Origin of the sequence: Alteraurantiacibacter aquimixticola, from assembly GCF_004965515.1 — a bacterium.
In the GTDB taxonomy this organism is placed as follows: Bacteria; Pseudomonadota; Alphaproteobacteria; order Sphingomonadales; family Sphingomonadaceae; genus Alteraurantiacibacter; species Alteraurantiacibacter aquimixticola.
In genome coordinates this window covers 479,473-500,776 of sequence record NZ_SSHH01000001.1, presented here as the reverse complement: position 1 = coordinate 500,776, position 21,304 = coordinate 479,473, and the positions used below count along the sequence as shown (strand labels likewise).

The following is a 21,304-nucleotide window of genomic DNA, read 5'->3' as shown; positions in this document are numbered from 1 at the left end:
TGTTGATTTTGTCCGGCCCAGCTAGACCAGATCAACTTAAGGAACAACGAAGCAAATGTAATAAACTGTGTTCGCCAACCGGAGCTATTCTTCGCCCCACCGGTTGAAATCGGCGGTCGGAATGTCGGTACTGCGGGCACGCTCATAGGCCGTGCCAGCCTGCAAGATGGCATGATCAGACCACTTCGTACCGATGAAGCTGAGGCCTACGGGCAAGTCCTCGATCCCGCCCATCGGCACGGTGAGGTGCGGATAGCCGGCAATCGCGGCGAGGCTGCCAATGCCTATACCGGAAATGAAATGATCGCCCAGCACAAGGTCGATGGGCCATGCAGGTCCTTCTGTCGGTGCGACGAGGAATTCGACCTCGTTCTCTGCCAGCAGGCGGTCGATCCCCTCGGGTCCCGCCAGGCGGTAGGAATTGGCACGCGCCTCGCGGTAGGTGCTCTCGTCGGTTGCCAGTGCCGCGGCCTCGAAGATATCCTGCCCGAACCAGCGCAGCTCTGCCTCCGCATTGACGGCGTTGAAGGCGATCACATCGGCCAGCGAACGCACGGGAATCTCGGCCGGCGAGCCTTGCAGATAGGCGTCGAGGCCGGTGCGTAATTCGTAGAGGAGGACCTTGTACTCATCCTCCCACATGCTCTCGTCGGGCGTGTAGTCGATATCGACGAGGATCGCCCCTGCGGCGCGCATATCCACCAGCGCACGCTCGAACACAGCCTCCAGCTGCGCATTTCCGCCGGCCTTGTTGCGCATCACGCCGATACGCCGCCCGAGCAGCGAAGCGGAGCCGAGCCCTCGCGTGAAATTGATCCGGTGCGCATCCGCCTCCGAAGTGGCGGAATCGAGCGGATCGGACCCGGCAATGGCGGATAGCAGCAGCGCCGCATCATAGACGCTGGCGGCCATCGGCCCGGCCGTATCCTGGCTTACGCTGATAGGAACGATATGCGTGCGGCTCACCAGTCCAACCGTGGGCTTGAAGCCGACCACGCCATTGACGCTGGCGGGACAGGTGATCGAACCGTCGGTCTCCGTCCCGATCGCCGCCCAGGCAAGGCCCGCCGCCACCGCCGCTCCGCTGCCAGAGGAGGAACCGCAGGCGTTGCGGTCGATGGCATGGGGATTGCGCGTCTGCCCGCCCACCGCGCTCCAGCCGCTGGAGCTGTCGGAAGAGCGGATATTGGCCCATTCGGACAGGTTGGTCTTGCCCAGCACCACCCCGCCCGCCGCGCCCAGCCGCGCAATCAGCGGCGCATCGCGGTCGGTCATGTTCTCCTCCAAGGCAAGCGATCCGGCGGTGGTGGGCCATTCGCGCGTTTCTATATTATCCTTCACCAGCACCGTGCGGCCGTCGAGGAGTGTGTCGGCTATCCGTCCTTCCGCAGCCTGTTCCAGCGCATCGGGATTGGTGCGGATCACCGCATTGAGCATCGGCCCTGCATCGTCGAGTGCGGCGATCCGATCGAGATATTCTGCCGCCTCCATCGCGGCCTCCTCCGCGCCGATCTCGCCATTGACCGCCGCCTCCTGCGCCAGCACGGGCTGGACAGCGAGCGACGCAAGCGCCAGCGGGGCGAGGAAGCGGAGAGCGCGTTTCATGAGCCTGTTGTGCGCTGCAACGCGGCCCTGCGCAACACTCCGGGTGGACGCATCCAAGCCACTGCGAAAACGAATTCGTGTGGATGGCGAGAGGTGCAATCGCGCTCCCCCCTTGAACATCGGCCAGCCACACGCGACATAGGCCCACGCATTTGACCAAAGAAGGAATGTCCATGTTCGACCTGTTCGGCGACAGCAAAGACCAGTTCACCACCGATCCGATGACCGGCGCACTGGTGCCCGTGGTGGTGGAATCGACCAGCCGCGGTGAACGCAGCTTCGATATTTTCAGCCGCCTGCTGCGCGAACGCATTGTCTTCGTCACCGGCCAGGTGGAAGACAATATGGCTTCGCTGATCGTCGCCCAGCTGTTGTTCCTCGAAAGCGAGAACAGCCAGGACATCTCCATGTATATCAACTCGCCTGGCGGGGTGGTGACGGCCGGCATGGCGATCCATGACACGATGGCCTACATCAAGCCCAAGGTGCGCACCGTGTGCATCGGCCAGGCCGCCTCCATGGGCAGCTTCCTGCTGGCCGCGGGTGAGCCGGGCATGCGCGTGGCGCTGCCCAATGCGCGCATCATGATCCACCAGCCTTCGGGCGGCGCGCGCGGGATGGCTTCCGATATCGAGATCCAGGCGAAGGAAATCCTGCGCATCAAGGCGCGGATGAACGACCTTTACGTGAAATATACCGGCCAGAGCCTCGAGGATATCGAGAAGGCAATGGACCGCGACACCTTCCTCGAAGCCGACGAAGCGAAGAAATTCGGCCTCGTCGACGCCGTTTTCGCCCATCGTCCGAAGGGTGAAGAGGCTGCCGGCGAAGAAGGATCGGGTGGCGCGCCTGAGTAATTCTACCCAAGGTCACGGCCTTGCTTTCCCGGTAAGTTCCGGGTGAAAAAATGTAGCATTTTGGCAACCCCGCGTCGCTAGGCTAGAACAAGCCGGTGGATTCGGGATGCATGCGATTGATTATACGGCCGTCGTCTTTACATTAGGCAGGCTGATTCCCGCGCCCGCGGAATTTCCCGCTGGATGTGGCGCGACAGGCAAGGACTATGACGAAGTTGAGCGGATCCGATAGCAAGAGCACCCTGTATTGCAGCTTCTGCGGCAAGAGCCAGCATGAGGTGCGCAAGCTGATTGCCGGCCCCACCGTCTTCATCTGCGATGAATGCGTGGAGCTGTGCAACGACATCATCCGGGAAGAGGCGAAGGCCGGCATCGCGGGCAAGAAGGATGGCGAAATCGCCACTCCGCACGAAATCTGCGAAACGCTGAACGATTACGTCATCGGGCAGGAACGCGCCAAGCGCGTGCTCTCGGTCGCGGTGCACAATCACTACAAGCGGCTGAAGCATTCCGCCAAGTCCGGCGATGTGGAACTGGCGAAGTCGAACATCCTGCTGGTCGGCCCGACCGGTTCGGGCAAGACGCTGCTGGCGCAGACGCTGGCGCGCACTTTCGACGTGCCTTTCACCATGGCCGACGCCACCACGCTGACCGAAGCCGGTTACGTGGGCGAGGATGTGGAGAACATCATCCTCAAGCTGCTGCAGTCCTCCGACTACAATGTCGAAAAGGCGCAGCACGGCATCGTCTATATCGACGAGATCGACAAGATCACCCGCAAGGCAGAAAACCCCTCCATCACGCGCGACGTGTCGGGCGAAGGCGTACAGCAGGCGCTGCTCAAGCTTATGGAAGGCACCACCGCCTCCGTTCCGCCGCAGGGCGGCCGCAAGCATCCGCAGCAGGAATTCCTGCAGGTGGACACGACGAACATCCTGTTCATCTGCGGCGGCGCATTCGCGGGCCTCGAAAAGGTCATCGGCGACCGCCTGCAGAAGCGCTCGATCGGTTTCGGTGCCAATGTCTCCGACCCGAGCAAGGCCAAGATCGGCGAAATGCTCGAAAAGTGCGAGCCCGAGGATCTGCTGAAGTTCGGCCTGATCCCCGAATTCGTCGGCCGCCTGCCGGTGATCGCCACGCTGCACGACCTCGATGAGGAAGCGCTGGTGACGATCCTGAAGGAGCCGAAGAACGCGCTGGTGAAGCAGTACGCCAAGCTGTTCGAGCTGGAGGATGTGGAACTCACCTTCACCGACGAGGCGCTGGTCGAGATCGCCAAGAAAGCCATCATTCGCAAGACCGGCGCGCGCGGCCTGCGCTCGATCGTGGAAGGCATTTTGCTCGACACGATGTTCGACCTGCCGAGCATGGAAGGCGTCACCGAAGTCGTCGTCGATGCCGATGTGGTGCAAGGCCGCAAGGAGCCTGTGCGCGTGATGGACGGCAAGAAGGGCAAGAAGGAAGAGGCGGCTTAACCTTCGCCCACTTTCCTGCGTTCTGTCAGCTTCCTGAGGCGATCCATGCTTGCTGCAGGGAGCGTTTTGGCTGGGTCGTAATATTCGCCAAAAGCCGGGATGCCTTCGGGCAAGGTCACCCAGGGCATCCTGAAATCGGTGAAGATGGCGACATCGGGCGTCACGCTCGACGCATCGTCCAGAGTTCCGGCGCGAAAGCCCGTCATGAGTGATCCGAAGCGCGGATAGTGGCTCCACATAGCGGTGCCGCAGGTCTTGCAGCGGAAAATCGTATGCGGGTTGCCGCTCCCTCCCGGAACGGTGTGGCTCACCAATTCACCGGAGAGCGGTTCGACATTCTCGCTTTCCGTGAAAACATTCACCACGCTGGTGGAGCCGGTCTGCTGCTGGCACAATTTGCAATGGCAATTATGCACCATGATCGGCTCGCCCGTCACACGGTAGCGCACCTGCCCGCAGGCGCAGCCGCCTTCCCGAATTGTATCGTCAACCATGCAAGCTTCCCTTCCAGATATCGGCAACGCCAGCGCCGGGCGCTGCCTGATGCAGCGTTTTGCCGGATCGGCGTGGATATGGTAAATTAAAAGTCCAGCGCCTTTCTCAACCAAGGGAGAAGGAGATGGATCGTCGGAAATTTGTCGGCCTGGCAGCCTTTGCCACTGCAACAGGGCTCAGTTCTACAGCATTGGCGCATGAGACAGAAGGCACGCCTGCTGAAGATCGCAAGACCTTCGTCCTCGTTCATGGCGCAATGTGCGGTGGCTTCTTTTGGCGGGCCGTCACCAATCGGCTCCGCTCCAGAGGTCATCGGGTCTACGCGCCGACATTGACCGGGATGGCGGACCGTTCGCACCTGCTGCGACCGGACATCTCGCCGCAGGATCACGCGAATGATGTTGCCAATCTCATCAAGTGGGAATTGCTCAAGGATGTGGTCCTGGTGGGTCACTCGCTTGGCGGATCGGTCATCTCCATCGTGCCCGACCTGCTGCCGGAAGACACGATTTCGTCGATCGTCTATCTTGATGCGTTCTACCTGGAGAGCGGCAAGGCCGTGGTGGACGATGCGCCCGAATTGGCGGCATTGATCGGCGAGGACGGGTATATGTCCGGCCTGCCGATAGAACTTCAGGCGGGAGCGGCATTGACGGATGAGGAGCGTGAGTTCCTGCTGCCCGATGTGACCGAAAGACTATCCACACCGCAGCCGGGCGGGACCCTGACCACACCGATCCCCCTGCAGGGCGGACGCGAGAAAATCGCCCGCAAGACATTCGTCTGGGCGGAAAACAGCGGCATTCCGGTCTTCGGCCAATATTACGAGCGGTTGAAGGACAACCCGGATTGGGAGGTGACAAGCATGCCACTGCAGCATGATGTCATGTGGGCCGATCCCGATGCGACGACATCCGTCCTGCTGCACGCAGCGAGGTAGGGTCCAGCTTAACAGCACCCCCCATTGGCCGCCTGCTCCACCTGCAAGGTAGCGTGGCCGATGCCATGATGGTGGTCGAGCTCATGCGCAACCTCACGCAGGAAGGCGTCGCCCGGGTGGCCTGCGGGCATGACGAGGTGGGCGGTAAGCGCGGTCTCGGTCGTGCTCATCGGCCAGATGTGCAGGTCGTGCACCACCTCCACGCCATCCAGACCCGACAGGTAGCCGCGCACGGCGGCCTCATCGACATTCTCGGGCACGGCGAGGAGGCCCATCTTTATGCTGTCCTTGAGCAGGCCCCATGTGCCCCAGGCGATCACCGCCACGATGACGAGGCTGACCAGCGGGTCGATCAGCACAGCACCCGTCAGCAGGATCGCCGCGCCTGCGATAACCACGCCGACGCTCACCAGCGCGTCGGCGGCCATGTGCAGGAAAGCGCCTCGGATGTTGATGTCATGCTTGCGGCCACCCATGAACAGCAGGGCGGTGGCGGTGTTGATGACGATGCCGACGCCGGCGACCCAGATCATCGTCCAGCCCTCTGGCTCGATGGGATCGATCAGCCGGTGCACCGTCTCGAACAGGATCGCACCGATGGCGATCAGCAGCAGCATGGCATTGGCGAGCGCTGCCAGGATGGTCGAACTCTTGAGGCCATAGGTGAAGCGCGCCGAAGGCGGCTTCTTCGCCGCAATACTCGCGCCCCAGGCGATCACCAGCGCCAGCACGTCCGAGAGATTGTGCCCCGCATCGGCAACCAGCGCCATCGATCCCGACAGCACGCCGAACACCGCCTCGACAATGACGAAGGCTGTGTTGAGCACGATACCGATGGCAAAGGCACGCCCGAAATCGGCCGGTGCATGGCTGTGCCCGTGGCCGTGTCCATGGGCGTGGTCATACCCGTGTGAATGTCCGATCCCCATCAGGCCTTACTCGTAGACGCAGGAATCGAGTCCGTCACGCCTGACGACGCCGATCCTCGCCTCGATCGTATTGCCATAGCGGGCGGTGAAGCCGGTGGGGTTGACCACTTCGCGCTTCTTGGGGCTCGGCAGCGCGGCGGCGATCCGGCTCGCCTCGTCGCGAGAGAGACGCGCGGCCGAATGGTTGAAATAGCGCATGGAGCCGGCCTCCACGCCGTAGGTCCCGATGCCCGTCTCTGCGACATTGAGATAGACTTCCATGATCCTTCGCTTGTCCCACAGCGTCTCGATCAGGAAGGTGAACCAGGCCTCCAGCCCTTTGCGGAACCAGCCGCCACCCTGCCACAGGAAGACGTTCTTGGCCGTCTGCTGGCTGATGGTGGAGGCGCCGCGCTGGCGGCCACCCTCGGCCGCTTCCTCCAGCGCATCCTCGATAGCTTCGACATCGAAGCCGTTGTGGCTGCAGAATTTGCCGTCCTCCGCCGCGATCACGGCGGAGACCATGTTGCGATCGATGCGGGACAGCGGCTCCCAGTCGCGGGTGACCGAATTCTCATCCAGCAGCATGGTCGCGGTGTAGGTCACCGGAACGAAGCGGAACAGCACCACCAGCACGATGCTGAGGCTGACGAAGACCAGTGCGGCTTTTGCGATCCAGAATGCTATGCGAAGACCCATCGAGCGAGCTTTAGACAATGCCGAAGCACGGGGGAAGCGGGCACAACCACCGAATTGGCGCAAAAAACCCAATCGGCTGAAACAACAGGGGGCCGGACGTTTCCGCCCGGCCCCTCGTGTTTCGTTTAGCGATCAGCCGCGATCAGGCAGCAGCGGGCATCAGCCTTTCGCCGGCGATACGCTGCATCGCCTTCTGCAGCTTTTCGAAAGCGCGCACCTCGATCTGGCGGATGCGTTCGCGGCTGACATCGTAGACCTGCGACAGCTCTTCCAGCGTCTGCGGGTTTTCCGTCAGGCGGCGTTCGGTCAGGATGTGCTTCTCGCGGTCGTTCAGCGCATCCATCGCCTCGATCAGCATTTCACGGCGCACCTCCGCCTCCTCGGCGTCAGCCACGACCACGTCCTGCAGAGGACGGTCATCGGTCAGCCAGTCCTGCCATTCGCCCGAGCCTTCCTCGCCATTGCGCATCGGCACGTTGAGCGAACCGTCACCGCCCATCATCATCCGGCGGTTCATGTTGACCACTTCCTGCTCCGGCACGCCCAGATCGGTGGCGATCTTGGTCACGTCTTCCGGCGACAGGTCGGTGTCTTCATAGGCTTCGAGCTGCTTCTTCATCCGGCGCAGGTTGAAGAACAGCTTCTTCTGAGCGGCGGTGGTGCCCATTTTCACGAGCGACCAGCTGCGCAGGATGAATTCCTGGATGGAGGCCTTGATCCACCACATCGCATAGGTGGCGAGGCGGAAGCCGCGTTCCGGCTCGAACTTCTTCACGCCCTGCATCAGGCCTACATTGCCTTCGGAAATCAGGTCCGAAACGGGCAGGCCGTAGCCGCGATAGCCCATGGCGATCTTGGCCACCAGGCGCAGGTGGCTGGTCACCAGCTGCGCGGCGGCATCGGGATCTTCATGTTCGCGGTAGCGCACGGCGAGCATATATTCCTGCTCGGGCGTCAGAACCGGGAATTTCTTGATCTCGGCCAGGTAGCGGTTGAGGCCTTGCTCACCGCCAAGGGCCGGGACTGTCGGTCGATTGTTGCTCACTAGTTCCCTTACCTTTCTTGCGTCGACCGCAGCTTGCGGGCCCCTGCTGGGCACCCATCCGTTCGCGGCCACATATTGGTCCCACTATTTATAGCAGAACATTCGGTCAGATAGGACGTATTTCATCGATTGGAATGACCCATTTCGTCGATCAGTTCCCGCATATCAGCAGGCAATTCGCTGCTGAAACGCACAAAGTTACCGATGATGGGGTGGTCAAAGCCGAGAATCGCTGCGTGGAGGGCTTGCCGTTCGAAACCCAAGCGCTTGAGAAGCGGGCGAATCTGCGCATTTGCACGTCCATAGACTGGATCTCCCAATAGCGCATGACCGATTGACGCAAGGTGAACACGTACCTGATGTGTTCTCCCTGTTTCCAGGCGGCATTCGATTAACGAACAATGGTCGAAACGTTGCAGAACCTTGTAATGCGTCACCGCGTGTTTTCCACGCGAGGAATCCTTGGGCAGCACCGCCATTTTCTTTCTGTTGGCGTCCGAACGGCCAATTCTTTCGTCGATCGTTCCCGCAGCGGGGTGCGGATGGCCGTTGCACAGGGCGAGATAGGCCCGCTCGATCGAATGGTCGGCAAATTGCCGCGCTAGCCCCTCATGCGCCTTGTCGCTCTTGGCGACGACCAGCAGGCCGGAGGTATCCTTGTCGATCCTGTGGACGATACCCGGCCGCGCCACGCCGCCAATGCCCGACAGCTGGCCCCGGCAATGATGCAGCAGGGCGTTGACCAGCGTGCCATCGGGATTGCCCGCGGCCGGGTGGACGACCATCCCTGCAGGCTTGTCGACCACGATCAGATACTCGTCCTCATAGACGACCGTGATGGGGATATCCTGTGGGATAGCCTGTGGATCGTCTGGGGGCGGAATGTGGATGGAAAAGCGCGATCCGGCTTGCGCCTTGGCGGAGGCGCTGGTGGCAGGCTGGCCGTCCAGCTCCACCTTTCCCTCGCCGATCAGCGCCTTGATGCGTTCGCGGGACAGCTCCGTCTGCTCGGCCAGAGCCTTGTCCAGGCGGCCCGGGCTGGCGATGGTGCCGGTGATGGTTTGTGCTTCGGACAAGTCATTCCCCGTTCGCCCTGAGCTTGTCGAAGGGCCGCCCTTCTCTTAGCTCCAGATCATGCCGTTCTGGACCTACCTCCTCCACTGCCGTGGCGGCGTGTTCTACACGGGTCAAACTGATGACCTCGATCATCGCATTGCCCAGCACAAGAGCGGCCTCGTCCCCGGCTTTACCAGCAAATACCTGCCCGTCGAGCTTGTGTGGTCGCAGGAGTTTCCAACGCGCGAGGAGGCTCTGGCGGCAGAGCGGCGGATCAAGGGGTGGTCGCGCGCGAAGAAGCTCGCGCTAATCCGGGGCGATTGGGACAGGATATCGCAGCTGGCTAGAGGGAAAAGCGGTCCTTCAACAAGCTCACGACGAACGGGGATCGAGGTTGCGCCTGCCGTGCTTGCGCAGCTCATCGCCAGAGCCACCGCTGCTCACCCCGACGAATGCTGTGGCATCCTGCTGGGCGAAGGCGCAAACATCACCGCCATCGTGCCCACGCGCAACGTCCACTCCACCCCGAGCACGCATTTCGAGATTGCCCCCCAGCCCCTGATCGACGCGCATCGCGCTGCTCGCGCAGGCGGGCCGCAGGTGATCGGCTATTACCACTCGCACCCGGAAGGCCCTGCCCGCCCCTCCGCCACCGACCACGCAGACGCCGCGCGTGACGGGCGCATCTGGGCGATTATCGGACAATCGCGCGACGTGACGTTCTGGGAAGACGGTGAGCACGGGTTCTCCCCGCTTTCCTACCGCGTGGAAGGCGGCTAACGCGCCGCTCAATGCCCATGGTTAATTCCCTTTCTGAATCAGCGCGAAAGCTACGTGGCTGGCAGGGAGGAGCTTTTTCCAATAGGACAGTGTTCCATGTGTTCCATCGCCCCTCTTCGCGCGACTGGGACAAGCCAGAGGATGTGATGACCGCAACCACCGATATCGACCTTGCCGCCTTGCTCTGCTCGCGCCTGTGCCACGACATGCTGAGCCCCGTCGGCGCGATCAATAACGGTCTTGAACTCTACAAGACCGAGAAGGATAGCGAGATGCGCGCGCGGTGTATGGAGCTGCTGGAGCAGAGCGCGCGGGTCAGCGCGGACAAGCTGATGTTCTTCCGCCTCGCCTTCGGTGCCGCAGGCGGTTTCGGCGAAATGGTGGCGAGCGAGGAGCCGCGGAACCTGCTCAAGTCGCTGGTCGATGCGAATGAGCGGCTGGAACTGGAATGGGCCGTTGCCGAACCCAAGCTGTCGAAACCGGCTGTAAAGGTGCTGCTGAACCTCGCCGCGATCGGCCTCGATGCGCTGGTGCGCGGCGGCACGCTGGCCGTGGGGGCCGAGACCAGCAACGGGAAGACCGAGATCGCCGTGCGCGCAGCCGGGACCAAGGTCGCCTTCGACCAGACCATCGGCGATGCGCTGGAAGGCCGGCTCGACCCGGCAGAGCTTTCGGGCCGCACGGCGCCTGCGCATATGATCCACCTGCTGGTGGAGAAGGAAGGCGGGACGCTGCAATCGGCCTTCACTCCCGATGCGCTGGTGCTGGGCGCCACCCTTCCTGCGCCCGAACTGATCGGCTGACGGAGCGAGCACCCGGTGTCCGACCCGCTGGTCCATCGCGAGATCGCCTCGCCCAACTGGAATGAGCGGCAGGGCGATATCGACATGGTGGTTCTCCATTATACGGAGATGAAACCGGTCGAGACCGCGCTGGAGCGCATGTGCGACCCTGAAGCCGAAGTCAGCGCGCATTACTGCATCACCGAGGAAGGCGAGGTCATCCGCCTCGTGCCGGAAGAGAAGCGCGCCTGGCATGCGGGCCGGTCCTACTGGCGCGGGCGCAAGGACGTGAATTCGCATTCGATCGGGATCGAGCTGGACCATCCCGGCCATGCTCTGGGCTATCGCGACTTCGCCGAAGCGCAGATCGAGGCGCTGCTGCCGCTGCTCGACCGGATCGTGAAGACCTACAACATCCCGCGCGCCAATGTGGTCGGCCATTCGGACATCGCGCCCGCGCGCAAGGTCGATCCGGGCGAGCTGTTCCCCTGGGACCGGCTGGCGCGCTGCAAGCTGTGCCTGCCGCGCCCCGAAAAGCTGGAACTGGGCGATCCCTTCGACAATGACGGCTCCTTCTACCTCGCCCTCGAACGCATCGGATATGACATCACCGATGGCCACAAGGCGGTGGAAGCATTCCAGCGCCGCTGGCGGCCCGAGCGGATCGATGGGGAGATCGATGGCGAAATCCGCGCGATTGCGTTCCAACTCCTCTTGGATCGCGACCGCGGAATGACTAGATAGGGAAGTGCCAGGGGGCCGGGCAGCCGCGTTCCTTCGACAGGCTCAGGATGAGCGGGTCGGAGGTGCGAGGAAAGTCCGGGCTCCACGAAACAAGGGTGGCGGGTAACGCCCGCCGGGTGAGGCTTTCGGGCCGAAGCTCAGGGAAAGTGCCACAGAGAGTATACCGCCGATGGCCCCTAAAGGGCACAGGCAAGGGTGAAAGGGTGCGGCAAGAGCGCACCGGGGGACTGGTGACAGGACCCGCATGGCAAACCCCACCCGGAGCAAGACCAAATAGGGGTCTCGCGCTGAAAAGCAGGAGTGTTTCGCTCCGAGAGACCCGGGTTGGTTGCTAGAGCGCAGGGAGCAATCCCTCGCCCAGATGAATGGCTGCCGCCGCCGATAGGTCCTTTTCGAAGGATACCGTGGGTGGACACAGAACCCGGCTTACAGGCCCCCTGGCACCTTTTCGGTCATTGTCGAAAACGCCGCGCCGCCAGTTCAGGCCGGCATCTGGCGTGGTCCGGCTGCGATCGCGCCGTCACTGTCCTGCATCGCCTCTAAATAGCGGCGGCGCGCACCTTCCAGCACCAGCGCTGTCAGCCTGCCGGTCGAATAGGCGCCGGTATCGATCCCGATACGATTACCGCGATCTTCCGGGTCGTCACTGATCGTGTGGCCATGCACGATCACGCCTTCCAACGGATCCGCATGCGAAAGGAAGGGCTCGCGAATCCAGCGCAAGTCCTGCTTCCGCTGCGAGCAGATCGGCGTTTCGGGATCGATCCCCGCATGCACGAAGATATAGTCACCGATCCGGATCATATCCTCGAATGTCGAGATGTAGGCCCGCTCGACCGGCGGCACGGCCCTGCGCATCAGCGATTGCACATCCTCGACGGCGCTGGAGCGGAGCGAGTTTTCCGGAACGCCATAGCTTGCCACCGTCGCGCTGCCGCCATGGCGCAGGAAATGGCGCATCACACCGAGATCGTCGAAGCTATTGAGGAACATCTCCTCGTGATTGCCTGTCAGGATGCGAACGTCGCGGCGCATCTGCCACAAGCGAGCCCGGCGCACGACACCGGCCGAATCCGGCCCGCGATCGACGAGGTCGCCCAGAAGGATGATCGTGGTGGCCGCGCTTCCCGCCTCGTCGTCATCCGCCTCGATAGCCGCGATCAGGGCCTCGAACAGATCGAGCCGTCCGTGAATGTCCCCCACCGCATAAACGCGCTGGCCAGGTGGGACCTTGGGCAGGTCCTCCTCCTCAACCTCGCGAAACAAAGAGCGGATGAACTGGAACATCAGGCGGCACGGTCTTTCTTAATATTTGCCTATGATACCACCAACGCAGCAAAAAGCACTTTGGGCATCCTCTTCCTGCCTAAGTTGCATTTTCGCCTGAGCGCAAGCTGAATGTGGTGCCAAAAATCAACACTTATGTCCCGATTGGGACCTCAGTCCGCAATAAACCTTGTGCATCGCAGCACGGATGGGCAGGTAAATTGCGTGACCGCGGATATCGGCCCGCCTTGTGACAGAGGCCGGATCGCGAACACGCAGGTGGGACGAGGCATTAGTTTCAACCAAGCAATTGAGGAAATTGCCCATGCTTACGTCCGTCCGCAGCCTGATGGCTGCTACTGTTCTTGCCGGTTCCGCCATGGTTGCTGCTCCCGCAGCTGCCCAGGACATTGGGATCGAGCTTTCCGGAAACGCCGCAGTCGTCAGCGAATACCGCTTCCGCGGTGTCGACCTGTCGGGTGGCGATATCGCCATCCAGGGCGGTGTCGACGCTGCCCTGCCCGCCGGCTTCTACATCGGCACCTGGGGTTCTTCGCTGGACGAAGACACCGTCGGTTACGGCCACACCGAGCTGGACATCTATGGCGGCTGGTCGACTGACATCTCCGATACCGTTTCGTTCGACGTCGGCGTGCTCGCCTATCTGTACCCGAATGCGGGTCCGGGCGACTTCGACTACATCGAATTCTACAGCTCGGTCGGCGTTGCCGTCGGTCCGGCTGAAGTGACGCTGGGCGTTGCTTACGCACCCGACCAGGATTCGCTGGGCAGCACCGACAACTTCTACATCTACACCGATGTTGGCGTCGGCATCCCCGACACGCCGATCTCGCTCTCCGGCCACCTCGGCTACACCGACGGCTTCCTGACCTTCACGAACAACTCGAAGGCATGGGACTGGTCGATCGGTGCCGACGTTGCCCTGGGTGACGTGGTGTCCGTCGGCGTCGCCTATGTCGGTGCCGAAGGCGACATCGTCGCTCCGGCCTACGACTTCACCGACGATGCGGTGGTCGTGACGCTGGCCGCCAGCTTCTAAGCTAGCGCCACACGGCAAACAGGATTGGGCCCGCCCCGGCAACGGGGCGGGCCTTTTCCTTTGCGTGGCAGGAAAGGGGCTGGCGCCCTGCCCCTACGCTTCGCTATTGGGCTTCGTGTAACTGCCCTCACGACGGAGACCGCCCGCCATGGTCAAATATCTGCACACGATGATCCGCGTCACCGACCTCGACGCAACGCTCGATTTCTTCAAGCTGCTGGGGCTGGAGGAAGTAAAGCGCAAGGATGTGCCGCAGGGCCGCTTCACCCTCGTCTTCCTTGCCGCTCCCGGACAGGAAGATGTGGCCGAGGTGGAGCTGACCTATAACTGGCCGCCCGAAGACGGCAGCGCGCCCGAGGGCTACACCGGCGGGCGCAATTTCGGCCACCTCGCCTATCGCGTCGACGATATCTATGCGACCTGCCAGAAGCTGATGGATGCAGGCATCACCATCAACCGCCCCCCGCGCGATGGCCACATGGCCTTCGTCCGCACGCCCGACGGGATCAGCATTGAGCTGCTGCAGGACGGCCATCTGCAGCCGCAGGAACCTTGGGCAAGCATGGAGAATGTCGGCAGCTGGTAACTGAACCTCGTGCGACCGCCAAAGCCATCTCACTTACCTGAGCGACTGTTCTTCTTAGTTGGAGCTGCGGGCGCAGCTCTGATCGGTTGGGCAGCATTCTCAGTGCACCACAGCTACACTATCATCGAGACCATCCTGTTTATGGCTAGCGCAGGAATTCCATCGATAATCGCCGGATTCGGCGCGCAGGCGTGGAGGCGAAGGGGAGATCGCAAGGTCGCCGAGTACGACGACAGGATGGCACGTCTCGGTGCAAGTCTAGAGGCTGAGTGATCGCCCACCAGCGTAACTCTTCTTGCCTTCCGGCGCGCTAGTGGCCACCTGCACGCTCATGAACCAGCGCACACGCCCCCAGGTGGTCATCATCGGCCGCCCCAATGTCGGAAAGTCGACCCTGTTCAACCGCCTTGTCGGCAAGAAGCTGGCGCTGGTGGATGACCAGCCCGGCGTCACGCGCGACCGGCGTTTCGGCACGGCGGGCCTGATGGGCCTGGAATTCGAGGCGGTCGATACCGCCGGCTGGGAAGATGAGGACGCCGAGAGCCTGCCCGGCCGCATGCGCGCGCAGACCGAAGTTTCACTGCAAGGCGCCGATGCTGCGCTGTTCGTGATCGATGCACGCGCCGGCGTCACCCCGCTCGACGAAGAGATTGCCCGCTGGCTGCGCGGACAGAACGTGCCCGTGGTGCTGCTCGCCAACAAGGCGGAAGGCAGCGCAGGCGATGCCGGGATCATGGAATCCTATGCGCTGGGCTTCGGCGATCCGGTCGGCATATCTGCCGAACACGGCGAGGGCGTGGCGGAGATCTACACGGCCCTTGCCCCGCTGCTCGAAGAGAAGATCGAGAACTTCCGGCTCGATGCCGAGGCCGAAGCCGCGATCGCCGCAGACCAGCGCGCTGCCGCCATGGCCGCGGCCGAAGCAGCTGAGGAAGAGTTCGTCGAGCTCGATCCCACCGCCCCGCTCAGCCTCGCGATCGTCGGGCGGCCCAATGCGGGCAAGTCCACGCTGATCAACCGCCTGCTGGGCGAAGACCGGCTTCTGACCGGTCCCGAAGCAGGAATCACGCGCGATTCCATTGCCGTCGACTGGCAATGGACCGACCCCAAATCGGGCGAGTTGCGCGATATCAAGCTGGTCGACACCGCCGGCATGCGCAAGCGCGCCAAGGTGCAGGACAAGCTGGAAAGGCTCTCGGTCGGCGATGCCAAGCGCGCGATCGATTATGCCGAGGTCGTGGTGCTGCTGCTCGACGCCACGCGCGGGCTGGAAGTGCAGGACCTCAAGATCGCCAACCTCGCGATCGAGGAAGGCCGCGCGCTGATGATAGCGATCAACAAGTGGGACATTGCCGAAAATCCCAGCGCGCTGTTCAACGGCATCCGCGCGGCACTGGACGAAGGGCTGGCGCAGCTGAAGGGCGTGCCGGTGCTCGCCGTATCCGCGATGACCGGCAAGGGCCTCGACGCGATGCTGGGCGCCGCTTTCGAACTGCGCGAAGCGTGGAGCAAGCGTGTTCCGACATCGGCGCTCAACCGCTGGTTCGACGATGCGCTGGCCGCCAACCCGCCGCCTGCGCCCGGCGGCAGGCGGATCAAGCTGCGCTATATCACCCAGGTCGGCACGCGCCCGCCGCGCTTCGTGGTCTTCGGCACGCGCCTGCACGAATTGCCGACAAGCTATGAGCGATACTTGGTCAACGGCATCCGCAAGCATCTGGGCTTCGGCGCTGTTCCGGTGCGTTTGACGCTGAAAAGCCCCAAAAATCCGTTCGACCGCAAGGACTGACAGAATCCGTTCACATGGATGTGGCGTATTGTCTCCTCAGCCGCACCGGAGTCGTCCAAAGGCGACGTGGTGTGGCGAGGAGAGGACGCCATGCATCATGAATACCGGATCGAATATCTCTCATGCGGCAACGAACCGGGCCGGCGGATGGCGATCCCCGTGCCCGATGTCCGCACCGCGCTGATCGTCGCGGAAATCAACATGCCTGGCGGTTCGGCCGAGCTGTGGGACGGCGACCGGCAGATCGCACGCCTCCAGCGTCGACCGGGAACCCGATCGGCCTTCTGGCATGTGAGCTGATGCGGCCGGAGTGACTTACTCGCCGTCGCCCGCTGATTTGGAATTGAGCTGGACGTAATTTTCCAGACCCATGCGGGCGATCATGTCGAACTGCGTTTCGAGGAAGTCGACATGCTCCTCCTCGCTTTCGAGGATCGAGGCGAAGAGGTCGCGGCTGACATAGTCGCGCACCTTCTCGCAATATTCGATGGCATCGCGCAGCAGCGGGATCGCCTCTTCCTCCATGGCCAGGTCGGCCTTGAGGATTTCCTCCACCGTCTCGCCGACCTTCAGCTTGTGGATTGCCTGGAAGTTGGGGAGCCCGTTCAGGAACAGCACGCGTTCGGCCAGCTGGTCGGCATGCTTCATCTCGTCGATCGATTCGTGCCGCTCATATTCGGCCAGCTTGTGCACGCCCCAGTCGTCGAGGACGCGGTAGTGCAGCCAGTACTGGTTGATCGCGGTCAGCTCATTGGTGAGCGCCTTGTTGAGGAATTCGATGACTGTTGCGTCGCCCTTCATCGGGGTTCTCCTGCTGATCCAATTGTGTGCATTGTGCGTAGCAGCGCGCGCATTTGGCAAGCAAAAGGCAGGGGCGAGACACAAAAAAAGCGCGGAAAACCGGGCTTTTGCGAATGCGTTTCAGGAAGGCGAAATCAGGCGGTGACTGTTGCGGGCGCGGCGCAATTGCGCTCCTCCACGATCACATCATCGGCATCGTCAAGGCAGTGGCCGCAATTGGGGCGCTTACCCAGCGCCGCATACACGCTTTCCGCATCGCCGCCGGTGCGACGCGCTGCGTTACGCAGCTCGCATTCGCGGATGGCATTGCAGACGCAGATATACATTGGCGGGCGAATCTCCTGATTGCTCTGCCAGAGTTAATGCGAATTGCTTGCAATAGCAAGCCTCTTGCGAGCGATTATCAGTCTCGCGGCAGGCGGTTCGGAAACAGCCGCCAATAGGTGAGACAACGCCACAGCCATTCGAGCGGCCCATAGCGGAAATGCGCGAGCCAAAAGCGCGAAAAGGCGATCATCAGCGCCCAGCCCAGCAGCACGACCGGCAGCAGCTCCACCCGGTGCAACTGGCCGTAGAGTCCCCCTGCCCAGCCCTGAAATACCAGCACCATGATCAGCGATGTGCCGATGTAATTGGTGAACGCCATGCGCCCTGCCAGCGACAGCCGCTCTGCCAGCCAGCCAACATGCGGGCGCGCCGCCCACTGCGCCAGCAGGGGCATGGCACCCAGCAGAAGCGGAATGGCGAACAGGCCGGACAGGCCGAAAAAGGCCATCTGCGTCAGATAAGGGGGAAAGCCCTCTCCCATGACGTAAAGCCCCGTCACCAGGTGCAGCGCCAGCCCGGCAACCACGCCGATGACGGCCAGGCCGCGCCAATGCGGCACCCCTTCGCCCAGCGCGAAGACGCCGGCGCGATAGAGCCCCATGCCCAGCAGAACCTTCGGGATTGTCTCAAAGAAGATATAGACGGCATAGCTTGCCAGCAGCGTCATCTCGTTGCCGAGCACAAAGTGCAGCACGCCGCCATAGCTGTCACCGGAATAGACAACCTCCTGCATGCGGGAATCGGTTTCCAGCGTCGCCCAGTACTCGGCGTAATATGTGCTCGCACCATCCACCCCGGCGGAGCTGCCCGCCTCTATCAGTACCGGTGTGAGGAAATTGAGGATCGGCGCGAGCGCCCCCGCCACCGCCCAGATGGTGCCGATCGCCAGCAGCCGCATCGCATCCAGCCGGATGAAGAACAGCGCCACCAGTCCCGCCAGCGCGTAGCTGAACAATATGTCGCCCCTGAACAGCAGGATAAAATGCGCCACGCCGAACAGCGCCAACCAGCCCAGCCGCCGCATCTGGAGCGAAACGCCTTCCCGCGCCCCGCCCTTTCCATCGATAAACAGCAGCATCCCGGCCCCGAAGAGCATGGTGAAGGCACCGCGAAACTTCCCGTCGACCAGCACGAATTGCGCCAGCCAGACCAGCTCGTCCCCCTCGTTTCCGCCACCAGGCAAGGCGGGCGGCCAGAAATAGGCGAGATCGGGGTGACCGAAAGCGACCACATTGGCGAGGAGGATGCCGAGCACGGCGATCCCGCGCACAAGATCGAGCGAATGCAACCGCTCGCCGCCTGCAACAGGCTGCGGCGATCCGGCTGCATCGGCTGGTGGCAGCGGCTCTGCTTGGTGATTCATGCGACCTCTTCGTGGAAGGGAAGGTCTCTTAACGCGTCAGTCGCGCGTCACAAGGCAATCCTGCCCGCTATTTTTCAGCGAGGTGCATACCCGCTGCGCCTCCGCACGCGTGGCATAGCCGCCCGCTTGCAGCAATGTGACCCGGCCCGAGGGGATTAGCAGCCGCTCGCGCCCGGCAAACTCGCTGCGAGAGCTCATCCTGTCCCATAGCCGCTCTGCATTGCCGGGCACACTGAAAGCGCCCAGCTGGACGCGCCAGGGGCCGCTTGCCCGATCCGGCTCCGCAACCGGAGTGGCAGCAGGAGCAGCAGCTGCGACAGGTGCCCGAACCTCGGCAGGTGTATTCTCGACGAAGCTAGCCCCCGCTTCGGCCGGGCTCTGCGTGCCGTCGGCCTGCCCTGCCTCTGCAATCGCCGCTTCCGCCGAGGCGATGGAGGGCGGGACTTCCGCCGTCGCAATCGGCTGGGGGACGCGCGGACTGCCCGAAGCCATGCCCAGGTCAGCGGCAGCAAGCTCGCTGGCACTCGCCGCAGCGGCGGCCTCGCGCATTTCCTGCACCAGGTCGACCGCCTGCCGGCGTTGTTCCAGCGGGATATATTCGTCCATCTGCGCGATCGCCTGGGCCGCCTGCGGCAGGCCGGACGCATTGGCCAGGGTCAGCAAGGCATAGGCGCGCACCCAGTCGCGTTCCACCAGATCACCGTTGAAATGGGCAATCCCGAGCAGATATTGCGAGCGCGGATCGCCCCGCCGCGCCGCATCGGTGACGAGGGGCAGCGCCTCTTCGCGGCGGCCGCCCTGGAACAGCATCAGGCCATAGGTATCGGCCGCCTGCACATGCCCGGCCTCGGCCGCGCGCTGATAGAGTTGCAGGGCGCGAGCATCATCCTGCGTTACGCCGCGTCCGAGACGATAGGCCTGGGCGAGATTGTACATGGCATCGGGATCGCCGGCGGCGGCCGGTCCTTCCCATTCGGCCACAGCGGCAGCAAAATCGCCGCGGCTCCAAGCCTCCACGCCTGCGCGAACATCGGCCTGCACAGGCACGGAAAGGCCAATGCCTCCTGCCAGCCCCGCCACCATGGCGGCGCGGCGAATCCAGCACTGTGTCCGCATCATCATCGCATAACCTTTCGCGTGGAGAACCGGCGCCTGCAACGCCATCACGAAAGCCCTCATAGTAAACCAGGCTTTAGCAAAGTCTTTATGCTCTCATGCTCATATGCGGGAGAGGCACAAAGGCCGCCAAAGCCGATGCGCCCGCAAGTGTAGCATGGATCAGGGGTATCGCCGGATTGGGACAATGCCGGATGGCGAAATAGATCGTCGCATTAACCCAAAATAAACGGTGATCTGCGAATTCAGTAACAAGAAGAGCCGGAAATTCCTCTATTTCGGCTCATTTTAATGAGGGGGATTAGGCCGTGCGCGTATTGGCATTGGCATCTCAAAAGGGCGGTTCGGGCAAGACAACTCTGTCGGGCCATCTCGCCGTGCAAGCGCAGCGCGCTGGTGCAGGTCCTGTCGTACTGATCGACATCGACCCGCAGGGCTCGCTCGCTGACTGGTGGAATGAGCGCGAAGACGAATATCCGGCCTTCGCCCAGACCACTGTTGCCCGCCTGGCAAACGACCTTGCGGTCCTGCGTCAGCAGGGTTTCAAGCTTGCGGTGATCGACACCCCGCCGGCCATCACCATGGCGATCCAGTCGGTGATCCAGGTGGCCGAGCTGATGGTCGTCCCGACGCGTCCCAGCCCGCATGACCTGCGCGCCGTGGGTGCCACGGTCGACCTGTGCGAACGGGCCCGCAAGCCGCTGGTCTTCGTGGTCAACGCCGCAACCCCCAAGGCGAAGATCACGTCGGAGGCCGCCGTGGCGCTGTCGCAGCACGGTACCGTCGCCCCGATCACCATTCACCACCGCACCGATTTCGCCGCCTCGATGATCGATGGCCGCACGGTGATGGAAGTCGATCCCGAAGGTCGCAGCGCGCAGGAAGTGACCGCGCTGTGGCATTATATCGCCGATCGCCTCGAAAAGAATTTCCGCCGCACTGTCTTCGCCGCTCCGGGTGGCTCAGCTGCCCAGGGCCATGCCCCGAACCGGGCACAGGGCGGTTTCGGTCGCCGGGTGGCACAGTAAAGTGCACGGCCCGGCCATGAGCGACCCCAAGCCCATCGCATCGCTCGGCCCGCTTCTCCTGGCCCGCAAGGGCACGGCGAAGCCGGCCATGCGCGCGCAGCTGGATTCCTCTGCGCGCGGCACTTCGGCAGACGTTGTCGACCATCTGGACGAACTGTCCGCCAGCCAGGAGGACCTCGGCTGGAACGACATGGGTGACCACGACATGCAGGAACCGCATGTCGTGCAGGAACCCCACGTCATGCAGGAGCCCGAAGTGCGGCGCCAGCAGATGGGGCTGGTGCACCGCATCGCGGATTCGAACCTGGTCGCGTTCAAGGCAGCGCACAACCAGAACAATCCCGAACCGCTTCGCAGCAAGGAAAAGCCGGTCAAGCCGGTTGCCACGCAGAGCCGCCGCGCGGCCTTCACGCTGCGTCTGGACGATGAACGCCATCTCAAGCTCAAGCTCGCCAGCACCGTCAGCGGTGAAAGCGCACAGCAGCTTGTTACGCGGGCCCTCGACAATCTGCTGTCGGAAATGCCCGAAATCGAAGACCTCGCCGCCCAAGTGAAGCGCGGCGACAAGCATTCCTAAGGAGG

At 62.8% G+C, this 21,304-nt stretch carries 23 protein-coding genes and 1 other RNA gene; 13 read left to right on the top strand and 11 right to left on the bottom strand.

The features are described 5' to 3' along the window. Positions 1 to 84: 84 nt before the first annotated feature. Positions 85 to 1,605, bottom strand: coding sequence for an amidase (locus tag E5222_RS02105; RefSeq protein WP_136692039.1), 1,521 nt, complete (start codon positions 1,603 to 1,605; stop codon positions 85 to 87). Positions 1,606 to 1,778: 173 nt separating this feature from the next. Between E5222_RS02105 and E5222_RS02100 the strand changes: the two genes are divergently transcribed. Both E5222_RS02100 and clpX read left to right on the top strand, forming a co-directional pair. Then, positions 1,779 to 2,462 (top strand): ATP-dependent Clp protease proteolytic subunit, encoded by a 684-nt coding sequence (locus E5222_RS02100; protein WP_136692037.1) that lies wholly within the window; start codon positions 1,779 to 1,781, stop codon positions 2,460 to 2,462. 206 nt (positions 2,463 to 2,668) lie between these two features. Then, positions 2,669 to 3,937 (top strand): ATP-dependent Clp protease ATP-binding subunit ClpX, encoded by a 1,269-nt coding sequence (clpX, locus tag E5222_RS02095; protein ID WP_136692035.1) that lies wholly within the window; start codon positions 2,669 to 2,671, stop codon positions 3,935 to 3,937. On the opposite strand, the gene E5222_RS02090 is transcribed toward clpX, so the two are convergent. Then, a complete protein-coding gene (locus tag E5222_RS02090; protein WP_136692033.1) occupies positions 3,934 to 4,431 on the bottom strand; it encodes a GFA family protein in 498 nt (165 codons plus the stop codon). The genes clpX and E5222_RS02090 overlap by 4 nt on opposite strands. A 125-nt stretch (positions 4,432 to 4,556) precedes the next feature. Here E5222_RS02090 and E5222_RS02085 point away from each other — a divergent pair, with 125 nt between their 5' ends. Continuing rightward, positions 4,557 to 5,372 (top strand): alpha/beta fold hydrolase, encoded by an 816-nt coding sequence (locus E5222_RS02085; protein ID WP_136692031.1) that lies wholly within the window; start codon positions 4,557 to 4,559, stop codon positions 5,370 to 5,372. A gap of 8 nt (positions 5,373 to 5,380) precedes the next feature. On the opposite strand, the gene E5222_RS02080 is transcribed toward E5222_RS02085, so the two are convergent. From E5222_RS02080 to E5222_RS02065, 4 genes are all read right to left on the bottom strand, one after another. Beyond that, complete coding sequence (locus E5222_RS02080) at positions 5,381 to 6,301, bottom strand: cation diffusion facilitator family transporter (RefSeq protein WP_136692029.1); 921 nt, start codon at positions 6,299 to 6,301, stop codon at positions 5,381 to 5,383. Between the two features lie 6 nt (positions 6,302 to 6,307). Next, positions 6,308 to 6,979 carry a monofunctional biosynthetic peptidoglycan transglycosylase gene (mtgA, locus tag E5222_RS02075; RefSeq protein ID WP_136692027.1) on the bottom strand — a complete coding sequence of 224 codons (672 nt, stop codon included), beginning with the start codon at positions 6,977 to 6,979 and terminating at the stop codon, positions 6,308 to 6,310. Between the two features lie 142 nt (positions 6,980 to 7,121). Then, positions 7,122 to 8,024 carry an RNA polymerase sigma factor RpoH gene (gene rpoH / locus E5222_RS02070; protein ID WP_136692025.1) on the bottom strand — a complete coding sequence of 301 codons (903 nt, stop codon included), beginning with the start codon at positions 8,022 to 8,024 and terminating at the stop codon, positions 7,122 to 7,124. A 122-nt stretch (positions 8,025 to 8,146) separates the two neighbouring features. After that, positions 8,147 to 9,100 (bottom strand): RluA family pseudouridine synthase, encoded by a 954-nt coding sequence (locus E5222_RS02065; RefSeq protein WP_136692024.1) that lies wholly within the window; start codon positions 9,098 to 9,100, stop codon positions 8,147 to 8,149. 58 nt (positions 9,101 to 9,158) lie between these two features. On the opposite strand from E5222_RS02065, the gene E5222_RS02060 reads away from it, so the two are divergent. The 4 genes from E5222_RS02060 (at position 9,159) to rnpB (ending at position 11,831) form a co-directional block, all read left to right on the top strand. Further along, complete coding sequence (locus E5222_RS02060; protein WP_136692022.1) at positions 9,159 to 9,860, top strand: Mov34/MPN/PAD-1 family protein; 702 nt, start codon at positions 9,159 to 9,161, stop codon at positions 9,858 to 9,860. A gap of 146 nt (positions 9,861 to 10,006) precedes the next feature. Further along, positions 10,007 to 10,663: a histidine phosphotransferase family protein gene (locus E5222_RS02055; protein WP_136692890.1), complete on the top strand. Its 657-nt coding sequence runs from the start codon at positions 10,007 to 10,009 to the stop codon at positions 10,661 to 10,663. Positions 10,664 to 10,678: 15 nt separating this feature from the next. After that, entirely contained in the window at positions 10,679 to 11,386 is a 708-nt protein-coding gene (locus E5222_RS02050; protein ID WP_136692020.1) for an N-acetylmuramoyl-L-alanine amidase, read from the top strand. Between the two features lie 7 nt (positions 11,387 to 11,393). Next, an RNA gene (rnpB, locus tag E5222_RS02045) (RNase P RNA component class A) lies at positions 11,394 to 11,831 on the top strand. Positions 11,832 to 11,866: 35 nt separating this feature from the next. Here the strand turns inward: rnpB and E5222_RS02040 are convergent. Then, on the bottom strand, positions 11,867 to 12,673 hold the full coding sequence (locus E5222_RS02040; protein ID WP_136692018.1) for a metallophosphoesterase family protein: 807 nt from the start codon (positions 12,671 to 12,673) through the stop codon (positions 11,867 to 11,869). 304 nt (positions 12,674 to 12,977) lie between these two features. Here E5222_RS02040 and E5222_RS02035 point away from each other — a divergent pair, with 304 nt between their 5' ends. The 4 genes from E5222_RS02035 to E5222_RS02020 all read left to right on the top strand — a co-directional run bounded on the left by E5222_RS02035 (position 12,978) and on the right by E5222_RS02020 (position 16,387). Continuing rightward, complete coding sequence (locus E5222_RS02035) at positions 12,978 to 13,712, top strand: TorF family putative porin (RefSeq protein ID WP_136692016.1); 735 nt, start codon at positions 12,978 to 12,980, stop codon at positions 13,710 to 13,712. A gap of 148 nt (positions 13,713 to 13,860) precedes the next feature. After that, positions 13,861 to 14,298 (top strand): VOC family protein, encoded by a 438-nt coding sequence (locus E5222_RS02030; protein WP_136692014.1) that lies wholly within the window; start codon positions 13,861 to 13,863, stop codon positions 14,296 to 14,298. Between the two features lie 331 nt (positions 14,299 to 14,629). Further along, positions 14,630 to 16,087, top strand: a complete 1,458-nt coding sequence (gene der, locus E5222_RS02025; RefSeq protein ID WP_136692012.1) for a ribosome biogenesis GTPase Der — start codon at positions 14,630 to 14,632, stop codon at positions 16,085 to 16,087. A 90-nt stretch (positions 16,088 to 16,177) separates the two neighbouring features. After that, a complete protein-coding gene (locus E5222_RS02020; protein ID WP_136692010.1) occupies positions 16,178 to 16,387 on the top strand; it encodes a hypothetical protein in 210 nt (69 codons plus the stop codon). A 15-nt stretch (positions 16,388 to 16,402) separates the two neighbouring features. Here E5222_RS02020 and bfr read toward each other — a convergent pair whose 3' ends face one another. The 4 genes from bfr to E5222_RS02000 all read right to left on the bottom strand — a co-directional run bounded on the left by bfr (position 16,403) and on the right by E5222_RS02000 (position 19,757). Next, entirely contained in the window at positions 16,403 to 16,888 is a 486-nt protein-coding gene (gene bfr / locus E5222_RS02015; protein WP_136692008.1) for a bacterioferritin, read from the bottom strand. Between the two features lie 134 nt (positions 16,889 to 17,022). Next, positions 17,023 to 17,214, bottom strand: coding sequence for a (2Fe-2S)-binding protein (locus tag E5222_RS02010; RefSeq protein ID WP_136692006.1), 192 nt, complete (start codon positions 17,212 to 17,214; stop codon positions 17,023 to 17,025). A gap of 77 nt (positions 17,215 to 17,291) precedes the next feature. After that, positions 17,292 to 18,578: a DUF418 domain-containing protein gene (locus tag E5222_RS02005; RefSeq protein WP_136692004.1), complete on the bottom strand. Its 1,287-nt coding sequence runs from the start codon at positions 18,576 to 18,578 to the stop codon at positions 17,292 to 17,294. Positions 18,579 to 18,614: 36 nt separating this feature from the next. Continuing rightward, entirely contained in the window at positions 18,615 to 19,757 is a 1,143-nt protein-coding gene (locus tag E5222_RS02000; protein WP_246021512.1) for an SPOR domain-containing protein, read from the bottom strand. 245 nt (positions 19,758 to 20,002) lie between these two features. Here E5222_RS02000 and E5222_RS01995 point away from each other — a divergent pair, with 245 nt between their 5' ends. Both E5222_RS01995 and E5222_RS01990 read left to right on the top strand, forming a co-directional pair. Then, positions 20,003 to 20,722, top strand: coding sequence for a ParA family protein (locus tag E5222_RS01995; protein ID WP_136692002.1), 720 nt, complete (start codon positions 20,003 to 20,005; stop codon positions 20,720 to 20,722). Positions 20,723 to 20,738: 16 nt separating this feature from the next. Continuing rightward, positions 20,739 to 21,299 carry a hypothetical protein gene (locus E5222_RS01990; RefSeq protein ID WP_136692000.1) on the top strand — a complete coding sequence of 187 codons (561 nt, stop codon included), beginning with the start codon at positions 20,739 to 20,741 and terminating at the stop codon, positions 21,297 to 21,299. Positions 21,300 to 21,304: the final 5 nt, after the last annotated feature.